Source organism: Mesorhizobium sp. M0217 (genome assembly GCF_040321955.1).
GTDB lineage: Bacteria > Pseudomonadota > Alphaproteobacteria > Rhizobiales > Rhizobiaceae > Mesorhizobium.
In genome coordinates, this window is the sequence record NZ_JAMYSN010000021.1 from 23300 (window position 1) to 43973 (window position 20674).

Sequence of the window (20674 nt, forward strand, 5' to 3'; positions counted from 1 at the left end):
AGTCTGAACATTACAGCAGCTATCGATGGGATAGCTGCGCAACCCAGGAGAAGGACTACACCATGAATATCAAAGCGATCTGTCTCGGTGTTTTTGCCGTCTGCAGTCTCGGGAGCATGGCAGTTGCCGGCGCGCTTGATGTCGTCGACAACATCGCGCCATTCTACACCGATGCCTCGATGAAGACCCTGAAGCCCATGCCCGAGTTCAAGGCGATCTTCATGGCCAAGCCAAAGCCCATGCGCGAAATGATCATGCGCGAATGCAACGACGCGGCAATGAGCAAGCCCTACGCCGAGTTCTGCGCCGACGTGAATTCCCTCCGCGGAATGCAGTAGGTCATTCCCGGCGCCGCGCAGTTTGACGACGATGGTGGGCAAATTGCCCTCATCACAATGGCTCTCAGCTTCCGCCGGCAACAGCGTAATGCCAGCGGTGACCGATGCCGGCCCAGACTCCCCGGGCCGCTCCTCCCCCTGCCTCCAGGCGAGCAGGCCGGCATCGGTCGATCATAAAGAGGGTTCCGTAGGTGCGCGACATCCTTGACGAACATTCGAAACCCGCCGTTGGCTTCGTGCAGAGCGAATGCCATGGTTCCGCGACAAAAAGGCAGCGCAAGCTGGTGATGGTGGAGCGTCAATACTATTGGAGTAGCGTTGGCGGGGTCACACGATTTGGACTAACATTGGCTGCTGGGCTCGGACTAGGTCAAAACGTCCACTATCGTTTTTCGGGCGCCAGGAGCGGCCAGTCAGCTTTCGGTCCAAAGGCTGCCGGCCGCAATGCGCCCATCCCTGCCGTTCCCAGCTGTTCTCAACGAACCCAGAACCTGCCGTCCGTTCAGGCGAGCTAGAACAAAGTGTTGTGCCCACTTGATCGCAAGGACGACTCCCTGCAAATCATCTCAATGGTGGAAAAGGAGCCCAGCCCCGAAATCGCGCGCGGTTCGAGTCCAGCATCGCGGGGGCCGGCCGGTGCCTATATCGAAGGTGAACTCGGCGCGCTCTATCTGCTTGCGCTGCTGACGGGCAATCGGTCACCTGGCTTGCCTGACGCCCGGGTCGTCAGCGTTCGGTTCCAGGGCACGGAGCAGGGATTCAAGCTCGATGACCTGATAGTTTCGGGCGTGGGATCGGCGGGCGACTTCATCCTCGAAATCCAGTCGAAGCGGGATATCACCTTCTCGCCTGGCGATAGCGTCTATCAGGATGTCGCGTCGCAAATCGCGCGGAGCGTGGTGGGTTCTGTACCGGAAGACCGGCATCTTCTCGGCATCGCGACTCAGCGGACCAGCCGCAAGATTTCAGGCGCCTATCAGGATGTGCTCAGGTGGGCGCGAACGGCGGACAGCGCGATAGCGTTCTTCAGCCGCATCGACGCCAAAGGCGTCGCGAGCAAGGACATGCGCGACTTCGTCGCGACGACGCGAAAGCATTTGATCGCCGGCGGCATCGCTGACGATGACCAGGCGATCTGGTCGCTTTTGCGGCGAATGCTCATCCTCGAGTTCGATTTCGAAGCGACGGCGCCGATTGCCCGGACCCATGGTCTGGCGCTCGCGCGGGTGGCGCTGGCAGACGAGGATGTCGCCCGTGCCGAGGCGCTATGGAGCCGACTGACCGACCTGTCGATCAAGACCGGGACCACTGGCGGTAAAATTGATCGAGATAGTCTCAGGGCGGATCTCGCCGAGGCAGGGTTTCGGCTTGCCGGGGACCGGGATTATGGGCCGGCACGCGCTAGGCTCGCCGAACTCGCGCAGAATACGCTTGCCCATATCGGGACAAGCGTGGCGGGTGTGAGCTTGCCGCGATTGGAAGCTGTCGCTGCCGTGGACGATGCATCCGAAGCGCATCGATTCATCGAAATCCGTGGAGATTCCGGTGTCGGCAAATCCTGGGTTCTTCGGCATGTCGCCGAACGCGTGGCGCGCCAGGCACCGATCATCGTGCTTGATCGCGACGCGACGCCGGCAGGCGGCTGGCTGCCGTTTTCCCATACTCTCGCCATCCCGGGTTCGGCGGTCGAGTTCCTGACCGATCTGGCCGCGAGCGGCGGCCCGACGCTCTTCATCGACGGCATCGACATGTTCGACGATCGCGGGCGCCAGCGCACGATCATCGAGCTCATGCGGGCGGCGAGCGCGATCCCTGGCTTCACTGTAATCGCAACCATGCGCACGGTCGGACATGGCGATGTCGACCCTTGGCTCGACGAAGGGATAGTTGCCCTCCTGGGCGGCGCGCACCGCGTAAGCGTCGGACCCCTGTCGGAAGATGAAGTTGCGATACTAGTCGATCAGGCTCCGAATCTCAGGTTGCTGCTCGACCCCGAGCATCCCGCCGCTGGTCTTGCACGAAATCTTTATCGGCTGTCCCGGCTGCTGACGGTGCCGAGCGCGACGGAGGTTCGCACTGAAGCGGCAATGGCTGACCTGTGGTGGAAGAGAGCGGATGGCACGCCTGCTCCCGAGGTGCGCGCAGCGCAGCGGTTGCTGGCCGCACTCGCTGCCAGTGCCTTGAAGGGAGAACATGGCATCGATCTGACCGAGGATTCTTTTGCTCGGTCGCATTTGCTCGGGACGCTGACGCTCAAGGAAGTGCGTCGCGACCGGCTCGATTTCTATCACGACGTGCTGCGCGACTGGGCGATCGGGAACTACATCGCAGAGGATCCGAGCCGTCTGACCGAGCTCGATCTGAGTGTGCCGGTTTCTCCGCGCGTTGCGCGCGGTATTGAGATCGCCGGCCGCCTCGCGCTGGAGAAAGGGACAAATTACAGCGTCTGGACCGATCTGCTCGCGCATCTGTCCCCGCAAGAGGCGCACGGATCATGGCGGCGCCAGGCGATCCTCGCCTTGCCGCGGTCGGAGGCCGGCTTCGAACTGCTCGAAAAGTGCAGCGCTAGTCTATTGGCAGACGGCGCAGCTCTCCTTATCGAATTGTGCACGGCAATCGCGGCGGCTGAGACCGTGGCGACGGCCGACTTGATGACGATGCCGGACGGCTCCAAGGTCAATCTGCCGCGTTCGTACCGTACAAGTATTACCGGGTCGGCAGTTCTGGTCCTGCGCTGGGTGGTGGCGCACGCTGTCGAGATTCCAATGTCGGCGATCGGCGCGGTGGTAGAACTGGTCCAAATACAGGTCTATTTCCTCAAGCACCTTCGACCGTTCGCCGAGCAGACGGCCATCATGCTGTTCGGCTGGCTGCGTCAGCTTGATGTTCGCGACGCCGAGGTGACGATCCCCGGAGAGCGAAGCCTCGGCCGGGCGGCGAGCGACGCGTCGCGTAGCACGATAGAGCAGTTGCGCCTGATTGCGGTCTTGCTTGGCGAATTCGCGCCCGATCAACTGAAGACCTATTTAAGGGAGATCGGCGCCGAGAGGGACAGCTACAAGGTCAAGGCGATCCGGCCATTTTCCAAGATGATTGCGCCGGTTGCGCCGGCCGAGCTTGCGGACCTCGTGCTGTCGAGCCTCATTGAGAAGCGGGATCGGCGCGGCCGCGGTGACCGCTCGATGGGCCGAGCCTTCACCTTCGCCGACAGCGACTATCTGCCGGCCTCGCCAGCGCAGCCGCCATTCCTCGATCTGTTGGAGTCCGGTGCGACCGAAGGGTTGAGACTGATTCGGACGCTGGTCGCGGAAGCGATTGCGTTCAACGCCAACGGGCTTGTGTCGGAAGACGACGGCTACACTGTCGATCTCGGCCATGGCCCGCGCTTCTTTCCCTGGGCTTCGAGCTACTTGTGGTCTCGCGATCAGAGCCACGAATATTCGGCGGCCTCCGGACTGAAGGCCCTCGAGGCGTGGAGCCAGCAGCGCCTCGACGACGGTGTACCCGTCGATGAAGTGCTCACCGACATCCTTGGACCCGAAGGCAGCTGTGCGGCCTATCTGCTGGTCGCAATCGACGTACTGCTGTCGCATTTCAGTGTCGGTCGTGACGTTCTCGCGCCGTTTATCGCAGCCCCTGAGCTGCTGTCTGCCGACCGCGCGCGGCAGACCCATGATCAAATCGGGTCGGGAATTGATTTCCCTATCGGGAAAGAGCCGGATGGAAAGGTCAAACTCGCCGACTTGAAAGCCCGCCCGTCACGGGGGGCGTCCTTGCTTGACATCGTCCCCAATTATATGGGCGACGATACCATTGCGAACCGTCTGCGTGAGCAACTGGGCGCCGCGATCGAGAACTTGGAGCCCTATGAGCCTTATTCGAACTGGGGCGATACGCGGTTCATCGCCCGCTGTGCCAACAACATGCTTCAACGGTCGAAGTGGACAGACATCGGGGAGGGGAAGCTGGCCTATCAGCCGCCGGCGGATGAGGCCGCCCATCTTGCGGCGATGGAGAAAACGCGGGGCGAGTTCCTGCGATCGAGCGAAATCGAGGCGCGCGTCAGTCTGGCTATGAGTGGAGAAGGCGAACACGCCAACGCCTCAACGGCACGCGATGCGGTCGAGTATGCGGAGGGCGATCTTCCCGACGACAGTGATACCGATGCTCTCAAATCGCGCTCGACGAGGCTGGTCACGACTGCCCTGCTGGTAGCACGCGATGGGGATGACGATCTGCTCGTGACGCACGAGAAATGGGTTCGTCAGGTCATCTCGATCGCGTTGGAAGAGCAGTCCGATCGCGGGGGTGGTTCGCAGCATACGCTGCGCTTCAACCGCCCGGCGATCGCGACGCTTGCGCTGATCCATGTCTGGGGGCGCAAGGGGAGCAAAGCGGACCGAGATGCGCTGATCCGGCTCGCGACCCGCAAGGACCGCAGCGCCGCGCCGGCCTTTTCCGCCGGCCTTGCGCGGATCCTCGAGATCGAGCCCAGGCTCTTCAAAGCGGCGATGCGCGTAGCCTTCGCAAGCACGACCTGGCGCTGGAAGAGCTATCAGGAGGAGGACGACGCCGAGCATGCGCGTTTCGAAGCAGAGCGGGCCGCGGCAATCGATGCAGCGGTCGCAGCCGAGGTCGCCTGGCTGGATGGCGGCGCCGAATCTGCGTGGCCGACATGGCCCAAGGAGCGTCCACATCTGCGCCGCGGCTCGCGCATTCGCGTTCCTGGACCAGTCCCACCGGCACAGTTCGACGAAGACGAGGCGATCGAGATCGTCCACGTCGACAGCGCGGCTGCGGCGCAGTGGCTGGCGATGATGCAGGCCACGCCTAAGGGATCGATCGGCTGGCGGCAGGAGGTGGTCGCGGCCTATGCTGACTGGACCGCGCGGATGAACGGGTTGGGGCTGTCGGTTGATACCGAGATCGACCGCGATCCCCACGACTGGAACCTGCACTATTATGCGCTGTTCGCCGAGCGGCTACTCGACGGCACGCCTATGTCGTTCGATTCCGATCTGAAGCTCGTGACCGATTTGCCAGACGAGCCCTTCTGCGAGGTCGCGCAGACGGTCATGCATGCGGCCGACGCGCTCTATTTCAATGATCTCCAACGTACCGCTTCTCGGCCTGCCGATCTGCGCGCCAAGCTGGTGGAGCGGGTGATCGCGCTCAGGCGGTGGGAATATGCCGGCGATCCGGCCAGCTCGCGGATCGACATAGAAAGTGGCGGCATCATCGCGAAGATGCTCCTCAATACCCACGATCCATTTAACGGGACGCATAGCTATCTCCCGCCATTTCTCTTCGACCGCGTCGACCCGCTGCTAGCCACAATGCGCCCCCTACTGAGGGGCGGCCCGACCGTGTTCGTGGCGCTTTGCACTATGAAGCTGCTCCTCGTTGCGCCGCGGGCGCGACACCTCGACTTTGTCCTCGATGCCGTGGAGGCCTGGTTCGATCGCACCCGCGCGGCGGGCCTGTGGATCACCGCTGGCATCGGTGGTCGCGTCGTGCGCTGGTTCGATGCCGTGTTCGCCGAACAACCGAGCCTGCTGATCCCGGCGCATCCCGCACGGGGCCGGATCGACCGCGCGCTGGGCAATCTGATCGGGGTTGGCGTCGCCGAGGCGCATGAGCTGGAGTTGCGGGTGGAAGCGGCCGCGGGCGACCCACAGGCATCGGTCGCGCATCTGGATGGGAGAAGCTGAGTAGGTCCTCCTACGCGATCGGCGCGCAAGGCGAAATCGCGGGACATCAAGCATCGGCTCAAACAGCTCGGCCAGCGGAGGGTGACTCGGATTGCAGATTAGCGTTCGCGCCGGCCAATGTGTAAATGGAAGCGAAATATCTTGCGTTGGGGTAGATATTACTCCGCCCGCATAATTCCTGACTATCTTTCGCTGTGCCAAGGCTGAGCTTGTGGATATTCTCGACTCACAGATCAATGCGCCAAGCAAGTGGCAAACCTTCGAGGACCTGTCTTGCGCCTTGTTCGCGGAAGTATGGAGGGATCCAACCGCGCAGAAGAACGGCCGGATCGGCCAACCGCAGCACGGCGTCGACGTATACGGCTCGCCCGAATGGAAGCCGGGTACATACTTTGGTGTTCAATGCAAAGGCAAGGACCAAGGCTTTGGCGGAAAGCCAACTAAGGCCGAGTTCGATATCGAGCTCGCCAAAGCAGAGGCGTTCGCACCACCCCTCGGGAAATGGTATTTTGCGACGACTGCCGAGGTCGATGCGGATCTCCAGGAGCACGCCCGCACTGTCTCCGCGGCTCGGGTTGCCGTCGGCAAGTTCGAGGTAGATATCCTTGGCTGGGGTGCTCTCAAGGCCTTGCTGGCAAAGCATCCATCGGTCATCCGCCAATTTTACCCTGAACTTGCGGCAGGCGCCGCCGATCTCGAGCGTGTTGCCGAGGCCGCCGAGGCCGCCTTGGGATCAATCGAGGACCGCTTGCGCCGCGGCAGTGAAAGTCTCCAACTGCCCCGGTCGGATCTCGTTGCGCGCGCGTCGGTCTACCTTGCTGAGCATAATATCGTCCGCGTCACCGGTGAGGGCGGAGGTGGCAAGTCGGCTATCCTGAAGCGCCTGGCACTTGAGCATTTGGGTCCGCTTTTTGTTCTGAAAGACAATAGGGTTCGGGCAGGCTCGCTCGCCGAATATCTGGTGCAACTCGGGGTCGGCGAGACACCTACAAAGCTGTTCGAGCGCCTCGGGCGCGGTGGCAATCTGCTGGTCCTGATCGACGGGGCCGACCGACTCCTGCTCTCGGAGAGGCGCGGGGTCGTGACCGACCTGCTGGCGCTCGCGGCACGTTATCTGGATGCCGGAAATTGGCGGATGATTACTTCCGCTCGCGCATATCAAGACCGGGACCTGGTGCTCGCCGCGCTCGATGACGCGGGGATCAGCGAGTCAGCGAGCCTTCCGGTCGATGCGATAGACAAGGAGGATTGTGAAGCAGTTGCGGAAGCGTTTCCGGCCTTTGCATCTTTACTCAGACGGAATGATCTTGCCCAGCAGAACCGGCGGCTCTTTCTTCTTCGCGAGCTTTTAAAGCTCGACGTACCGCCCGAGGGGCGTATCACCGAAATGGATCTAGCAGGAAAATGGGCTAATGCAGATCAGAACGATGCCCGCTTAACCGCTTGCCGGACCAAGTCTCTGTCGCAGATGGGGCGGTGGCTTGTCGAAAATCCGACGCGCGCGCCTGGGAGATCCGTTTTCGATCCGGAAGGAGCGCTCTGCCTCATAAGCGAAGGCACGCTGGTTTCAGACCCTCGTGCCGACGCAATCACGCTTGCTTTTGACGTACACGAGGATTGGCTCATCGCCCGTGGTCTGCTGCCCGATTGCGACCGGCTTAGCGAACGTTTGCGCGACAGCGGTGAGCCGTTGTGGTGGCTTCGAGCGGTTAGGCTCCTCGGACAATTGTGTCTCGAGCAAGGCCACTATGTCCGTTGGCGCGAAGTGTATGCGGCACTCGAAGCCGACACCTCAATAGATCCTGCCTGGGCTCGGGCCTGGCTCGTCGCGCCGCTCTATACCGAAGCCTCTAGCGCAATCCTTGACGATCTCGGTTCCGCACTCGAAGCCGACGACTTCCGGCTGATCCGCCGTCTTCTTGACACGCTCCTCGTATCCGAGACAAGGCTAGACGAAACGCTCCTACACTCGCCTGGCCTTGCCCATTTTAGCGAAAGCCAACGCTACGCGATCGCAAGCTATGGCAAGCAGCCGGTGTGGCGAAGCTGGGTTCCATTTTTACGTTGGTCGCTGCCGAAATGGTCCAATTGGCCGAAGAGTCTTGTTCCTCAGCTTGCCGAGACTGCGCGCGTTTTCTGCCGAGCAACGCTCAACATCCCGAACGCTCATAGCCAGGCCATAGGACAGCTAATACGCCCCTGGCTGGATGAGATCGAGGAATGCCGTCACCTGCTCGGTTGGAGCGATAGACGTGAGCCTTTCGGGATCGATTTGCCGGACCGCGACGCTTGGAAGCTAATCGAAGAGAAACTTCGGGAGGCTCTGATATTCTGCGCTGAGTCAGACGCACGCGGTGTCGAAGCCTATCTCTCGCGTCTGGCTAATGATCGGCGCCTCGGCAGCCCGCGACGCAAGTTGCTGAAATCCCCTGGTTTCCTGCCAGGTAAGTTTCCAGCCACGTGGGCCAAGCTTTGCGCCTGCCATTATCTGCCGCCGCGACGCCGCTCGCGTAACGATCAGTCGATCCTCGGGCGTGAGCTATTTAGTTTTTCCGACGCTCATAGCGCGGGGCTCCCTGACGGTCAGAGTTGCTACCCGCCTGGCCCTTCACGCGCGGGTTTCCTTGAGTTGTTCGAGGCCGACGAAGTATTGGCGCTGGATCTTTTCCATCGAATCGAACGGCGAGCCTCGGTCTTCTGGCGCTGGTACGCCCGCTGCCGCGACGGGGAACAACCGCTTGCGCTGACGCTCAAAATCGATGGGCATACCATCGCTCTCTGGGGTGACGAGACCGTTTACCGCTGGTCCCGAGCCGTACTCGGATCAAACATCCTGGGTTCGATGCATCTCGCGCTCGATGAATGGATGCATCGGCAAGCATCCAACGGACGGGATGTCGGCGACCTTATTAGGCTCGCTCTCCAGCCCAACGGTCTGGTGGCGACGGCGGGTCCGTGTATTTCTCTCCTCAAGGCGCATGTAAACACGCCGGGTGCGATTGATCACGCTGCGCCATTTCTCGGGACGCCACGGTTCTGGAACTACGACATTCGCAAGCATATCGACGACCAACAACCGACGCATCGCATAAGCTACAGTTTCTCAGAGCGTGACCACCATTTCGATCAGGTCGAGGCGATCTTCGAGCGACATAAGGCGCAGTCGCCGATGTCGCACACGTTGATGCTTCCATTTCGCCTGAAGGCGGGCGAGACAGTCCAAGCCGAGTTCGACGCCTTGCGTGGCACGTGGAGTTTGGAGGATCTCGCCGAAGATGAGCGACAGCCGGCCGATTCATCCTGGGTCGCGGCGAACGGTGAGCGGTTCGCACGCATCCTCTCCGACAGCGACCAGAATCAGGTCGAGATCAGCTACAATGAGGCCAAGCAGCGTATCGAAGCCCATATCAATCCTCCGGCCGAGCAGCTCAAGATTATCGAGGCTGCAGAAGAAAACCGCCGCAGAATGGGACAGGTAAACCGGTTGGCGATGTGGGCAATCCACTCGCGCGAGAAAGGTGGTGTCGAGGAAGGCTTGACCCTCGACGAGGCTATCGAACTAGCTGATCAAGTGATGGCCGAACCGCCCGAGGATGCCGATGATGGCGGATTCGGATTGGCCCGAAAGATGACCTCCTTCGCCATTGTTGGAGCAGCAGCAATTGTCGTCGCAAGGGCCGACATGGCGTTTCTCGACGCAAGGCTCGAATGGGCTCGCGAACGGCTTGAGGCGGGTTGTCAGAATCGGCGCTCGCCAGCAGAAGAACACTTTACTGTTGATGAGGCGCTACTCAGCTTCGACCCTCAGGATATCGGAGCATGGGGGCTCGCCGCCTATGCCTGCCGCCAGCGCAACGACACCATCGAGCGGCGTGTCCTCGAACTTGCCGTCGATCGGCTGCATGGCCTTCAAAAGGCAGTACTCGATGGACTTCTCTGGGACGCAAATCCGGACTTTGCTCGCCGGGTGACCTTTGCCGCGCTGGATGTGTGCGTGATCGACATCGGTCATTTCTGGTTTGAGGGCAGCCAGGAAAAGGCTGCGAGACGCATGGCGACGAGGCGATTGAAGATTATCAAACGCGCTGCAAAGCCATGTCCGACGAGCCGAGTTCCAGACCTTCCGCCAGCACCCTATCGGTCTCAGTGGATACGCGGTCGCAAATGGTATCATCCGCCGCGCCGCATTCGGCTGATCTCGCCTGTCGTGCTCGACTGGGGACGCGTGGCGGAAATTCTAACCCGCCTCGACTGGCGTCGCCTTACGAGCGAGGCAACGGGGCGCGACGCTTTCGCGGCCTATTTGAAGGGCCTCGTCGAATGGACACGGGGCTATTCGGAAGGCGAGGAGCCGCGGCAGCACGACCGCCGCTATCCCTTCGAATGGGCTCACAAGATGGCGCGCGAGGTCGGGCGCTTTGCGGCCTTCCACGGCGATGGGGCGATCTGGAACAGTCTGACCCGGTTTGAAGAAAGAGATCACGGCCGGGAACTCGTCGGCAACTATATGGAGGCGATCGCCCACGAACTAATGGTCAGCGAGCGGAGGCCCGACGCACGCTTCTGGTCCGCGTGGAAGCCCGCGGCGGAATGGGTCATGGCGACGGCCGTTCCATCTCGGCAAACCAATTATGATTCACTCGACAATTGCGTGGAGGCTGCAGGGTTCGTGGGCCCTTGGTCGACTCCAATTCCGCCCGGTTGGCTACATCTCTCGGATCTCCTGGAATGGATTGACACCTGGCAGCAAGCGACGCTTCATCTCCGCCGAGCGGCGTGGCTATCACTGCGTGTGGTTGAGCGGATGTCGTTGGACGAACGCGCTTCCACCTACACGCGATGGCTCGCCCGTCTTGTCGAGACGCATGGCCGCGATCCGAAATTCTGGCAATATGAAGATCTTGGCGACCGCGCGGCCGCATTGGCGAAGCCGTTGGCCGATCATGCGGCCAGCGACAAATCCGAGATGCGGCGCATATTGGCCATTATAGCCGATGCTGGTTCGAACGCTGCGCTTGCGATTGTCCCACTGTTTGTGCAGCGGAAGGGCCTCTAGCAAGGTCGCTAAACATTTTCATCCGGGCTTCCCTAGCCTGGTAGATGTCGCCTGCTACTCTATCCGAAACCGAGCCGTGCTAAGCTTAGACCTGAGATGCTTTAACGGGTATAGTTCAGTCGGACTGACCGTCGTTCGGCATCGGCCTGGGAAAGGTTGGACGCGGGGCTTTCGAGCAAGCGGAACAGCGCCTCATCGCGCAAAGCGCGCGCGGCTCTCGATTCCGGAAATCGATGCCCTCGCCGAGGGGTTTGCACATGGCACCATCCAGCTCAACGACCTCCTGCACGGGCTGCTGAAGTAATGGGACAGGCCAAACAAAAGAAGAGCCGCTACCAGCAACTGCTGGAGGACAACCCGCTGTGCTGCCTTTGTGGAGGCGTGACCAAGTCGTCCACGGTCGACCACATCCCGCCTCAGGCGTGCTTCCCGCGTGGGTTCTTCCCGGAGGGTTTTGAGTTCCCCGCGTGTGAGGCCTGCAACGGCTCGACCAAAACGGAGGACCAGATATTCGGCTACTACATGCAGATGGGAAACCCCGACCTGTTCACCAAAGACTTGTGGTCGATGTGGCGACTGCAGGATGGCATCAAGAACAACTATCCGGCCGCGCTCCTGAACACCAAGCTCAGCAATCAGGCTAAGGCGGCGGCGCTGGCTGATATGGGGATTCATGTGCCAGCGGACGCCGATTTGTCGAACATGCCGCTGGCTGGTGTGCCTGCAGAGTTTCCTGCGGCGGCCACCAATATCGGGCGAAAGATGGCGTGTGCGATCTACTACAAGGAAACGGGCGGCAAGTTCCTTACGAAGAAGCACTACATCTGGACCGCAACGGTTCACAGCGGCCATCCGCGCGCGTCGCAGCTAACCGACTACGTGAATAGGATGTTGCCTGAAAAAGCGGTTGGCGACCGGGGCAACATCAAGGATTACGGCAGGCGGTTCGGTTACCGTTACGGGTACAAGGAGAAGGAGGACTTTATGATCTCCACCTCCCAGTTCGGAGTCGGGTTCATCACGATCTTTACCAGTGGCATCCTTAAGGAGGGCAAAGAGCGGATACCACCCGAGGAGCTTCAGACCATTTTCCCGACGCCCAAAGAGCGGGCAGCTGCCGCTGATGCAAAGGAAGCGGAGAAGTCCGCAGCTGCCCCAAAGGCTTGATGAGCCTAGTCCTCTACGCTGACGCTCACTTTGCCCGGTCCGTCCTCAATATGTCGGCGTATGACCTGCCCGATGTCCGATCTGCCCTGCTTCTCAAATGACAATGCGAGCTGTGGCAACTGGTGAGCGTTGCCGTTATCTTTCATGAACTTCACGAAAGCCTCGACCAGGTTTTCAATTTGGTCGAACGAGCTGCCAGACGGGGCGTGCGCAATCACCCTTCTGGTGAAGTCTTCGATTTGGACCTGCGGAACGGGCAGCAGTTAACCGCTGCACCGTCTCCAGGCCCGTAAGTAAATGTTGCCGCGCCTTCTCCCGACTCTTCGCTTCCAGCGCCTCCGCGGGCGTCACCCTGAAGGCAATTTTCTGGGTGCCCGCCTTGGCATCCGCCTCATAGCTGAAATCGAATTCGATACCGTTCTTGATAGCCGTGTCGGCGAGACGGAGGCCTGCCTTCGCAACCTTCGACATATGCGGCAGCTCGATCAGCGGACTTTGAGGCACCGCATGCGTGCCTTTGAAGAATCCCTTCATCCACGTCACGAACTTGGCCATGTGGCCGGTCGCGACAGTGATGGCGGTGAGAGCCGATGCACCGCCACCGGCTAGGATGAGATAATCGTAAAGCAGGAAGCCGGACGAGCCGGTTTCGAAACGCGCCAGGACAAGCCGACTTCCCGTCACGCGCTTGTAGTCAGCGTTAAGATCGCGCAGGAGGTTTGCAATCTCAGCTGCATCCAGCGGCCGCTCATTGTGTATGATGAGGACGAGCGCGTTCTGGCGCTCGCGTTCCGAAAACTCGATATCCGCCATGGCCCCCCGATTCTCCTCTTTGCCGACGTCTACTCGGAAAGCTCAACGTGTCCGGGCCAAAACCCAGCTGTGATTCAGGCAGCTACGGCAAGCGCGATCAGGGCGGCAACGGCCGCGGATGTTCACGGTCAAATCGCCGTGCGGCTTCGCATTTTCATGCAGGCTCGCAAACTGGGTTCGCTCCATTACCCAGCCGTGTCGGCCCAGTATGGGACCGGGCCGACACAGGTCCTCGACCGTCACGCCCCGCAGAAGTGGTGGAACGTCTGGGAGTTGCCTCGCGAATTCAGTATATCCTTTGGAGATAAACGGGGCGCTTAGTCAAGTGACAACACTATTATCCTGGATTTCGGTCGACTCGAGAGGGCCGAGCAGCATTTACATTGTGGGAGATAGCCGGATCACATGGGGCTCAGAATCTTACCGGTGGGACAGCGGCCGCAAGGTATTTGCGTCCCGGTCGGCGGACGTGTTCGGCTATTGCGGCGACGTTCTGTACCCAACCTTAGTGCTCGGTCAACTCGGAGATTTAGCCGGGCAAAGCCTGCTTTGGGACCAACAGGCAAACGCTGAAATGCGGCACGACAAGATTGTTGAGTATCTGAAACGGTCATTTGAACGGCGGCATAATGCTCCAGATTACGACTTCACCATCTTGCACGGTGCACGAGATGGTGAGGGGCTAAGAGGGTCGTTTTACCTTTGGAAAACCAGTTATCAAGCTGGGCGTCGGACCTGGACGGACCAGAAGATCGACGTTGGCGTTCCGTTGAAAAGCGCGGTGTTGGTTAAACTTGGAAGCGGCGACCACGCGCTGGATCGCGAAATCAACGCTTGGAACGCGAGCCCACAGGGTGGCACCGCCCGGTCGATTTTTTCAGCGTTTTGTGACGCGTTGGAGAAGAAAAGCGATCCACTTTCTGGCGGCGTGCCGCAGATCGTGTCGCTTAATCGGCGTGGCGGTGGCAGGGTGATTGGGTTCATTGCCGACGGCGCGCACTACATTTATGGCCTTCCAATCCAACCGCTTCCGGAATTGAGCAAGATAGAGTGGGTAGACTCTCTCTTTCAAAGGATGTCTCCGGAAACAATGACACTGCTGTCGAACGCCCAACGACACGCCCGTATTGAGAAGGGAGAGAAAGACGGTTTAGCTAAATTTCTCGGCAAATCGTTTGGCAAGGCGGGCTCTTAGCTGCCCTCAGCGTCATATCTGTGGATGCACGGCCACTGGCATTTAAAATAGGCGCCCCCGACTCAGCTTGCCGATAGACCATTCTAGGCGGAAGTAGGAGATGCATCTGGCAACCCTGCGTTGCCCACCTCATTCACGACGGGCCACGGCCGACCTGAGGAGATATCCGGATGGCGGGGACCAGCATCAATCCCACCTTCCTCATCACGCTCGGCATCAATCTGCACCAGATAGTCGGCAGCGAATTTGGCCGTTTCGGGATCAGAAGATCGGGTCAGACCGTACAGTCCTTTGCGGAGTTCGGACAGATCGCGTGGAATGAGAGAGTATGACGACGAACCGCTGCCAGTCGGCTGGTGGAAATTCAGAATCTTGGAGCGCGTATTCCAGCCAGATTGACCGATGACACGGCGTCCGTTCTTGTCTTGTGCAAGCTTCAGGACGATGGCGTGATCTGCTCCAGCGAGAAGGATGCCGGCGAGCAGAGCCTTCTGTCGCTCATCATTTACCGCGTCATATCGCGCCGGTAAGCTCTCCCGCGCCTCTGGCGAGAGCGTCAGAAACAGTTCGTCGGGGTAGTCAAAGCGTGTACCGCGCTCGATCGATTCGTTACCGCATTTTCCGGCCGCCATTTCCAGTAGGAAGTCCAGCGTTGCCTGCCCCGGATTCTTGAGCGCAAGAAACAGCTCGTACTGGTTAGTCAACTCCGGGTATCGGTATACGAGCCCGCGCAAAAGTTCGATCCGAAGACCTTCCTCTAGATGGCGCACACTGTTCAAGAGATCCCGGATACGCCATTTGCCGAACTGGAATTTTGCGGCCATCGCATCGAGTCCGTCAAACAACGCGAACGGCTGATCCGAGACCGGTAGTAGTTCCAGCCAGTCGAACAATGTGTATAGATCATTGTCCTGTATCCATTTGCGATCACCGTGCTCTGCCATCGCATCCGACAGCCCCTTCATGATAATGCCGGCGGGCACGACAAGACCGCCCACCGTCATGCATTGCGCAAATTCGAGCCGCAGCCGGTGTGGTAACTCGGCCTGCAAGATGTCGATCAGGAATGCCGTGCGATCGCCATGCGGAAGCAGCACGGCGCGGCCGGCAAATCGCGCCGCACGTCCAAGTTCTTTCAGCGACCCGCCTTTACCCAAGGTCTCTGCGGACTTGAAAAGCAGATCCGCTGTGTCGCAGCTCTGGGCGCGGTCCCTTGACCGATTTGCGGCGGCACGAGCGAAGTCGGGCCATTGGCTGAACTTGCGATCTTTGTCGTCAGGCGCTGGTTCGTTTCGCTGCTGCCAGATGACTTGGAGACCGACAGCCGCTTCCGGGCCGAAGTCCGCGTCGAGAAGATAACGCTTCAGCACCGCTTCGGCCTCGTCGTTGCTGATAGTTGTCAGCATGATGCGGTACTCGTGAACGTGAGACCATCGCATTTCGTTTAAGGCATTCTCGTTGGACCTGTTGGCCGCATACGCCGCCCTTGCCGCGGCAAGACCCGCGAGGTCTGCTTCGACCATCCTGTTCAATATGGGTACCTGACCAGCATCAGGAACGCGGCGCATCGCCCACGTGAGTTGGGCCATGTGATGCCGTGAAGCTGACTTGCCGATGAGCTGCTGCCCCCATCCTTCTATAAGTTTGACGGCAGCTGGTCTGCTGGCAGGGGGCATCTGCAAGTGTTCGATATCGCCTCCGCGACCGTGCCGGCTGAGAATATCGGCGAGGTCGTGGATTTCATCCGAAGTTAGCCCCTCTGCGAACTCCTGCAAAACATCGATCAGCACGCTTGCGCGCGTGCTTTCCAGCTTGTCTGCAAGCTTTTGGGAGGGTCCGTAGGCAGCCTCTGTCCGCTCGCCGTCCGCTCGGAACTTGCGTCTGGTATCAAGGTAGCGAACGATCAATTCCCGGACGGTCCGCTCCCCGGCTAGAAAACACGCCACGGTTGGTCGATCGCTCTTGTCGTCCTGCAGCGTCAGCGTGGCTACGGGGTCGTCGTCGGTGGGCTCGATGCCCTCCAAATACTGCTGCGGCTGATAGGGTACGTCGAGACCATTCTCCACTCGCCACTTTAGCGCGACGGCGACGTGGCGCGGAAAGCGGGTCCAGGCGTCGTGCGTGATGTGATGTCCGCGGTCCTTGAACGAGAACGCGGGATCTTTCAGGTCGCGCTCAACCGCCACCGCTGCTTCTTCGTCCGAAAGGGAGTCGAGGGCCCTCGCCAAACGGACCTCTGGCGATGCATCGGCCGTAACTAGGGCTTTCCGCCTTTCCAAGAGGTCAGCCAGTAGTTCTGGATCCCGAACCCCGTCGAAGTGGCCCTTTCGTGCGACTGCTTGCGCCAACTCCTCACCAGAGCCTCGCAGAAGCTCCTCCATTTGCCGCGTGGCGACACGGAAAGAGAGGCCTTCAAAGATGCGAAGCCGGATTTCCAGACTGTGTTCATTCAGCGCCAATGCGAGGACCGCATCGAGGGCGTCCCGATCGCCATGAAACGCCAATTCGGTGGCTAATGTCTCGCGTGCCTGATCTGGCAATCCCGCGAAGTCCCGCGCGAGACGATCTCCGAGGACGAACGGATTGAAGCGACGCACGATCCTCATCGCGCTCATCTGCTTCTGACCGTTGTTGCCGGAAACGAAAGGCCAGACGATGTCCGCAAACTCGGGCCTTTTGGTCTCGATCATGAAACCGACTGCGCGGTCTAACCGTCCTTGCGTATGCCAGGCGCGCCCGAACCTTACGACCCTGTCTCCAACGATTTGCCAAACGGTCGGCCCCGATCGCGCAACAACATGTGCGGCGAAGATCGGGTCGATACCCAGCAGCAAGTCCACAACCTTGGCCACAACCTTGGCGCCCGCCTCGTCTTTCCGCGACATTCGCTCGCATGCAAACAGGACCACCTCGGTCCAGCTGCGGTCGTTGAGCGCAACTATCGTAAGCGGATGCTCGAGGCTGAGGTCCTCCCCTGCCACGACGAGCCCCGCCTCGAGGTTAAGGGACGCAAACCACTCCTGCAGCTGCTGGTGCTGCAAGGAGTACAGCTGGCTGTCATGCCTGATCAGCAAATGACTGGCCACAAGGACGTCGAGGACGCGAGGCGGGTTTGGTGCGGTGGAAATCTGCCCGTCAGACAGGAGCTTTTCGCTTGCGCTAGATACTGCCGAACGCGCATCGCGATCGGGAATTGTCGGCGTACCCGACAGTTGGGCGGCCGTCGCGATGGTCGTGAGGTAGGTATGCTGGGCGTCATGCAGTTCTCTGTGAAATAGCTCCTTGTTGGCGGGAATGGCCTCGTGGGCTTCGACCATGCGGCGAAGTACTTCTTCCTTCGTCTCGGGTAGCTTCCCCGTGGTGGTCGCTTCCATTAAGGCGCGCAGATAAAGAGGTATCGTGACGAGGTCGCGTAGACCCACGGTCCGCCAGGCCGCATCGAGCACGCTAACACCGTCCTGCCCCCTCATGCCCTCCGCGACTTCGCGTTGCTGCTCGTCCGACAGGGGGAGGACAGAGATACGGCGCCCTGCAAGCGGGACGTCCACGCTGGTCCGGCGACTGCTCATCACCACGTTCAGCAGCGGGAACTGTGTTTCAAGTTCTTCCATCTCGTTGATGAGACGGCGGCGTGCTGTGTCGGGGACTTCGTTCCAGCCGTCCAGGATCAGGGCGAGCTCGCCATGGTCTGCCAGAAACTTGAGATGCGCACTGGAGAGCGCCTCGTAACCTCTACGCCGAGACGCCCAGTCGAACAGATCTCTAACCGATTCGGCCCATGCCCCAAGAGGCACGAACACCGGCACGGGACCAGCCTCGATCATCTTGCGGGCGATCTGGATGAGGGTCGTGGTCTTGCCAGTGCCGGGCGCTGACAGCAGGACGATATGCTGCGCGGTAACGAGAACCTGAGCGAAGCGGGCTTGGTCTAGGTTGCGGACGTCCTCGACGCCCTCCACGGCGAGTTCAAGTTCGACGGAATGCTTTGGCCAGCTCCGTCGCCGCTCATAGGTTTCAATATCCGCCAGCGACGCAGCGCGTACCTGTGCTTTCACCGTCGCAAGATCGGCATCCTGCGGCAGACCGAGCCGTGAAATGTATGGCGCCAACTGCTGGATAAGTTCGTCCGACAGTTGGGCGATGGTCGCTGGACCCTTGCCACTGGCAAGTTGCTGGAACGCGCGCTCTTCGGCCTCCTGCTTCCACTTCTCCAGTTTCTCGACCGTGAACTCCTTGGCGTTGTGGTCAATGAGGTGGGCATGGTCGGCGCAGAGCCAGATTCCGTTATCCGCACTCGCGCGTTCGGTCGGGTTCTGGCTGGAATCGTAGCGGGGCCCTCCGGGTGACGCGGCTTTGATGTGGGCGGCCACGCCTATGTTGTTCGCACCTTCTTCGCCTTTGCGTGGCCCGACGGTCAGCCGCTGGCACTTTGGGTTGGAACACAGGTAGCCGACACGCTGGGCGAGCTGGATCTTGACGATGGGCTTGAAGTCGTCGCGCCGGCGTGCTGCGGCGGCAGGCCTGATGCCGTCTATCGGCGAAGCGGTCTCGGGCGTCATAGGCGTGTGGGGCATGTGACGAGGATACTGGAAAAAGCGGTCGCCGCGAAATGCTCGGTATAATAAGGCGCCTGCATAGGCGCGGGGAGGAAGGTTGCTCAGCGGCCGACCTCTGAGAGCAGTTCACAAGGAATGGGTTACCTCGCGTGGTGATCCTTCAAGGGGTTTCAGTGGCATACTTGGATTGCTTTTCGATCTTCAACGACGTGCAGTCCCGCAGAGCTGCCACGGCTACAACAACTGTGATGGTCGCCTCGACGGGCTATTCCAAGAGGTTGTTGCATTCGGGTTAGCCGGCCAAGGGACCAAAACGCTTTCGGCCACCAATAAGTCAGCTCCGCGTCGTGGGCGACGCACTTGAGTGGGCCAAACGGCAGCTATTCGCTGGCTTCTTTCGATAGCGGACCGTCGGCAGTCGGCCCCACACCGGTCGTTCCGTTGCTCCGGCTTAATGGACGCTTCTGGCGCTACAGCGACCTTCGCAAAGCGATACGGATACGTACTGCATCTTCACACCAACCCCACCCTGAAATCCTCCAGAACCTGAGCCAGCCCTCGCGCGCCGAGAAGGGTCACAACACGCCTCGCTTGAAGCTTCGGTACCGCGCGATCGTAAATGGCAAGATTGGTCGCCTCGTTGAGGCGCGAGGGATAAATGATCCCGTCGGGCTCGGATGGGTGCTCGTGAAACGCCAGTGACCACCGGCGTGCCAGGTTCTGGCGCTGTGCCCGAACGACATCGGTCGGCACACCCATCCGCACGGCATTGTCGCCTCTGAGATCGACCAGGCGTAGGTCTGTCGTGGTCGCAATCTCCGCGTAGCGCCGTCGGGTCAACTCCACCTGCTCTATTGGAAGATCGTCAAGGATTCCTTCGCGGCGGTCGCGGAGCACTGTCTCTAGGAAGCACACCTTCAGGGAGTCACCGAGGTAAAGAACGCCAAACCGGTTGGCGTCAAGACGGCGTCGAGGATCGCTGAACCGGCTCGGCGACTTCCCGTACCCCAACGGATCGGGATAGGTGTTCCAGTAGATCCGGCCGAATGTCCGTCCCGGCGATATGGTCTCGATTTCGAGGCTTGCACGCCCGAAATCGGGTGGAGGTGGAACGCCGGGCATTCAGTCGAAATCGCCCCTGGCCATGCCTTCCGCCGCAGCCAACACGGAGGCGTCATCGCCTTGTTGAAGGCCTCGAAGGCCGGTCCGGCCATGGAGGGCGCCATGGCGCGACACCAGAAACCGATAGACGGCCCAGGCACTGTTGCCCAACATGGCATGCAACGCCGGCAATGCGCCGAAGGGACGACCGTCCCTGTCGAGTTGCCAGACAGGAAAACGGAAGCCGCGTTTAGCGCCGTCGATCCCGAGCACCTGCCCGCTCTGCCGCTTGGCGTTGACCGTCACCCGCGACGTGCCAAGCAGCTTGGCAAAGGCATCCGCGCTCAGCATGTCTTCACCGGCGACAATTTCGGCGACGCGCTGGCGGCCACGCACGCGCGCTCCGGCAAGAGCCGCCTCGAGTTCGGCATCCGGCTTGCCCGTGTCCTCGACGGGAAAGGTATCGACCGGTTGCTCCTCGACTGGCGTGATCGTCTGCGCATCGGTCGCCGGATCGACCTCTACCCGGAACGATACGCGGTGACCGATCTTGCGGCTGCGTGCGATCGCCTCCTGGTATCGCTCGAGCAATACCTTCTTGAAATTGGCCTGTGCTGGTAGGTTCGTGGTGAACGCCATTGTGGTGACTCCCGCATCGGATGGGGTCCTGCTATGATTGCTGCGCTTTGGAACGGCCATGACGGCAACCTCCTGTTTGCATCAATGTGGCCTAAGAA

General features: G+C 60.5%; 9 protein-coding genes. 5 read left to right on the top strand and 4 right to left on the bottom strand.

Features of this window, described 5'->3' with window-relative positions; all coding sequences use genetic code 11:
- Positions 1–62: 62 nt before the first annotated feature.
- From NKJ18_RS25415 to NKJ18_RS25430, 4 genes are all read left to right on the top strand, one after another.
- Entirely contained in the window at positions 63–338 is a 276-nt protein-coding gene (locus NKJ18_RS25415; RefSeq protein WP_352760200.1) for a hypothetical protein, read from the top strand.
- A 569-nt stretch (positions 339–907) separates the two neighbouring features.
- On the top strand, positions 908–6049 hold the full coding sequence (locus NKJ18_RS25420; RefSeq protein WP_352760202.1) for an NACHT domain-containing protein: 5142 nt from the start codon (positions 908–910) through the stop codon (positions 6047–6049).
- A 211-nt stretch (positions 6050–6260) separates the two neighbouring features.
- On the top strand, positions 6261–11105 hold the full coding sequence (locus NKJ18_RS25425) for an NACHT domain-containing protein (RefSeq protein ID WP_352760205.1): 4845 nt from the start codon (positions 6261–6263) through the stop codon (positions 11103–11105).
- 303 nt (positions 11106–11408) lie between these two features.
- Positions 11409–12272, top strand: a complete 864-nt coding sequence (locus tag NKJ18_RS25430; protein WP_352760207.1) for a hypothetical protein — start codon at positions 11409–11411, stop codon at positions 12270–12272.
- A 174-nt stretch (positions 12273–12446) separates the two neighbouring features.
- Here the strand turns inward: NKJ18_RS25430 and NKJ18_RS25435 are convergent, their stop codons facing one another.
- On the bottom strand, positions 12447–13085 hold the full coding sequence (locus tag NKJ18_RS25435) for a hypothetical protein (protein ID WP_352760210.1): 639 nt from the start codon (positions 13083–13085) through the stop codon (positions 12447–12449).
- 469 nt (positions 13086–13554) lie between these two features.
- Between NKJ18_RS25435 and NKJ18_RS25440 the strand changes: the two genes are divergently transcribed.
- Positions 13555–14280, top strand: a complete 726-nt coding sequence (locus NKJ18_RS25440) for a hypothetical protein (protein ID WP_352760212.1) — start codon at positions 13555–13557, stop codon at positions 14278–14280.
- 83 nt (positions 14281–14363) lie between these two features.
- Here NKJ18_RS25440 and NKJ18_RS25445 read toward each other — a convergent pair whose 3' ends face one another.
- From NKJ18_RS25445 to NKJ18_RS25455, 3 genes are all read right to left on the bottom strand, one after another.
- Entirely contained in the window at positions 14364–18839 is a 4476-nt protein-coding gene (locus NKJ18_RS25445; protein WP_352760215.1) for an NACHT domain-containing protein, read from the bottom strand.
- Between the two features lie 510 nt (positions 18840–19349).
- Positions 19350–19958 (bottom strand): RES family NAD+ phosphorylase, encoded by a 609-nt coding sequence (locus NKJ18_RS25450; RefSeq protein WP_352760217.1) that lies wholly within the window; start codon positions 19956–19958, stop codon positions 19350–19352.
- The gene (locus tag NKJ18_RS25455) at positions 19959–20576 is read right to left on the bottom strand and encodes an XRE family transcriptional regulator (protein ID WP_352760219.1); all 618 of its coding nucleotides are present in this window, start codon (positions 20574–20576) and stop codon (positions 19959–19961) included.
- Between the last annotated feature and the right edge of the window lie 98 nt (positions 20577–20674).

Bases quoted from the DNA above. Each gene is read 5' to 3' on its own strand.
- NKJ18_RS25455 (WP_352760219.1), bottom strand. From the start codon at position 20,576: ATGGCGTTCACCACGAACCTACCAGCACAGGCCAATTTCAAGAAGGTA.
- NKJ18_RS25430 (WP_352760207.1), top strand. From the start codon at position 11,409: ATGGGACAGGCCAAACAAAAGAAGAGCCGCTACCAGCAACTGCTGGAG.
- NKJ18_RS25445 (WP_352760215.1), bottom strand. From the start codon at position 18,839: ATGACGCCCGAGACCGCTTCGCCGATAGACGGCATCAGGCCTGCCGCC.
- NKJ18_RS25435 (WP_352760210.1), bottom strand. From the start codon at position 13,085: ATGGCGGATATCGAGTTTTCGGAACGCGAGCGCCAGAACGCGCTCGTC.
- NKJ18_RS25415 (WP_352760200.1), top strand. From the start codon at position 63: ATGAATATCAAAGCGATCTGTCTCGGTGTTTTTGCCGTCTGCAGTCTC.
- NKJ18_RS25420 (WP_352760202.1), top strand. From the start codon at position 908: ATGGTGGAAAAGGAGCCCAGCCCCGAAATCGCGCGCGGTTCGAGTCCA.
- NKJ18_RS25450 (WP_352760217.1), bottom strand. From the start codon at position 19,958: ATGCCCGGCGTTCCACCTCCACCCGATTTCGGGCGTGCAAGCCTCGAA.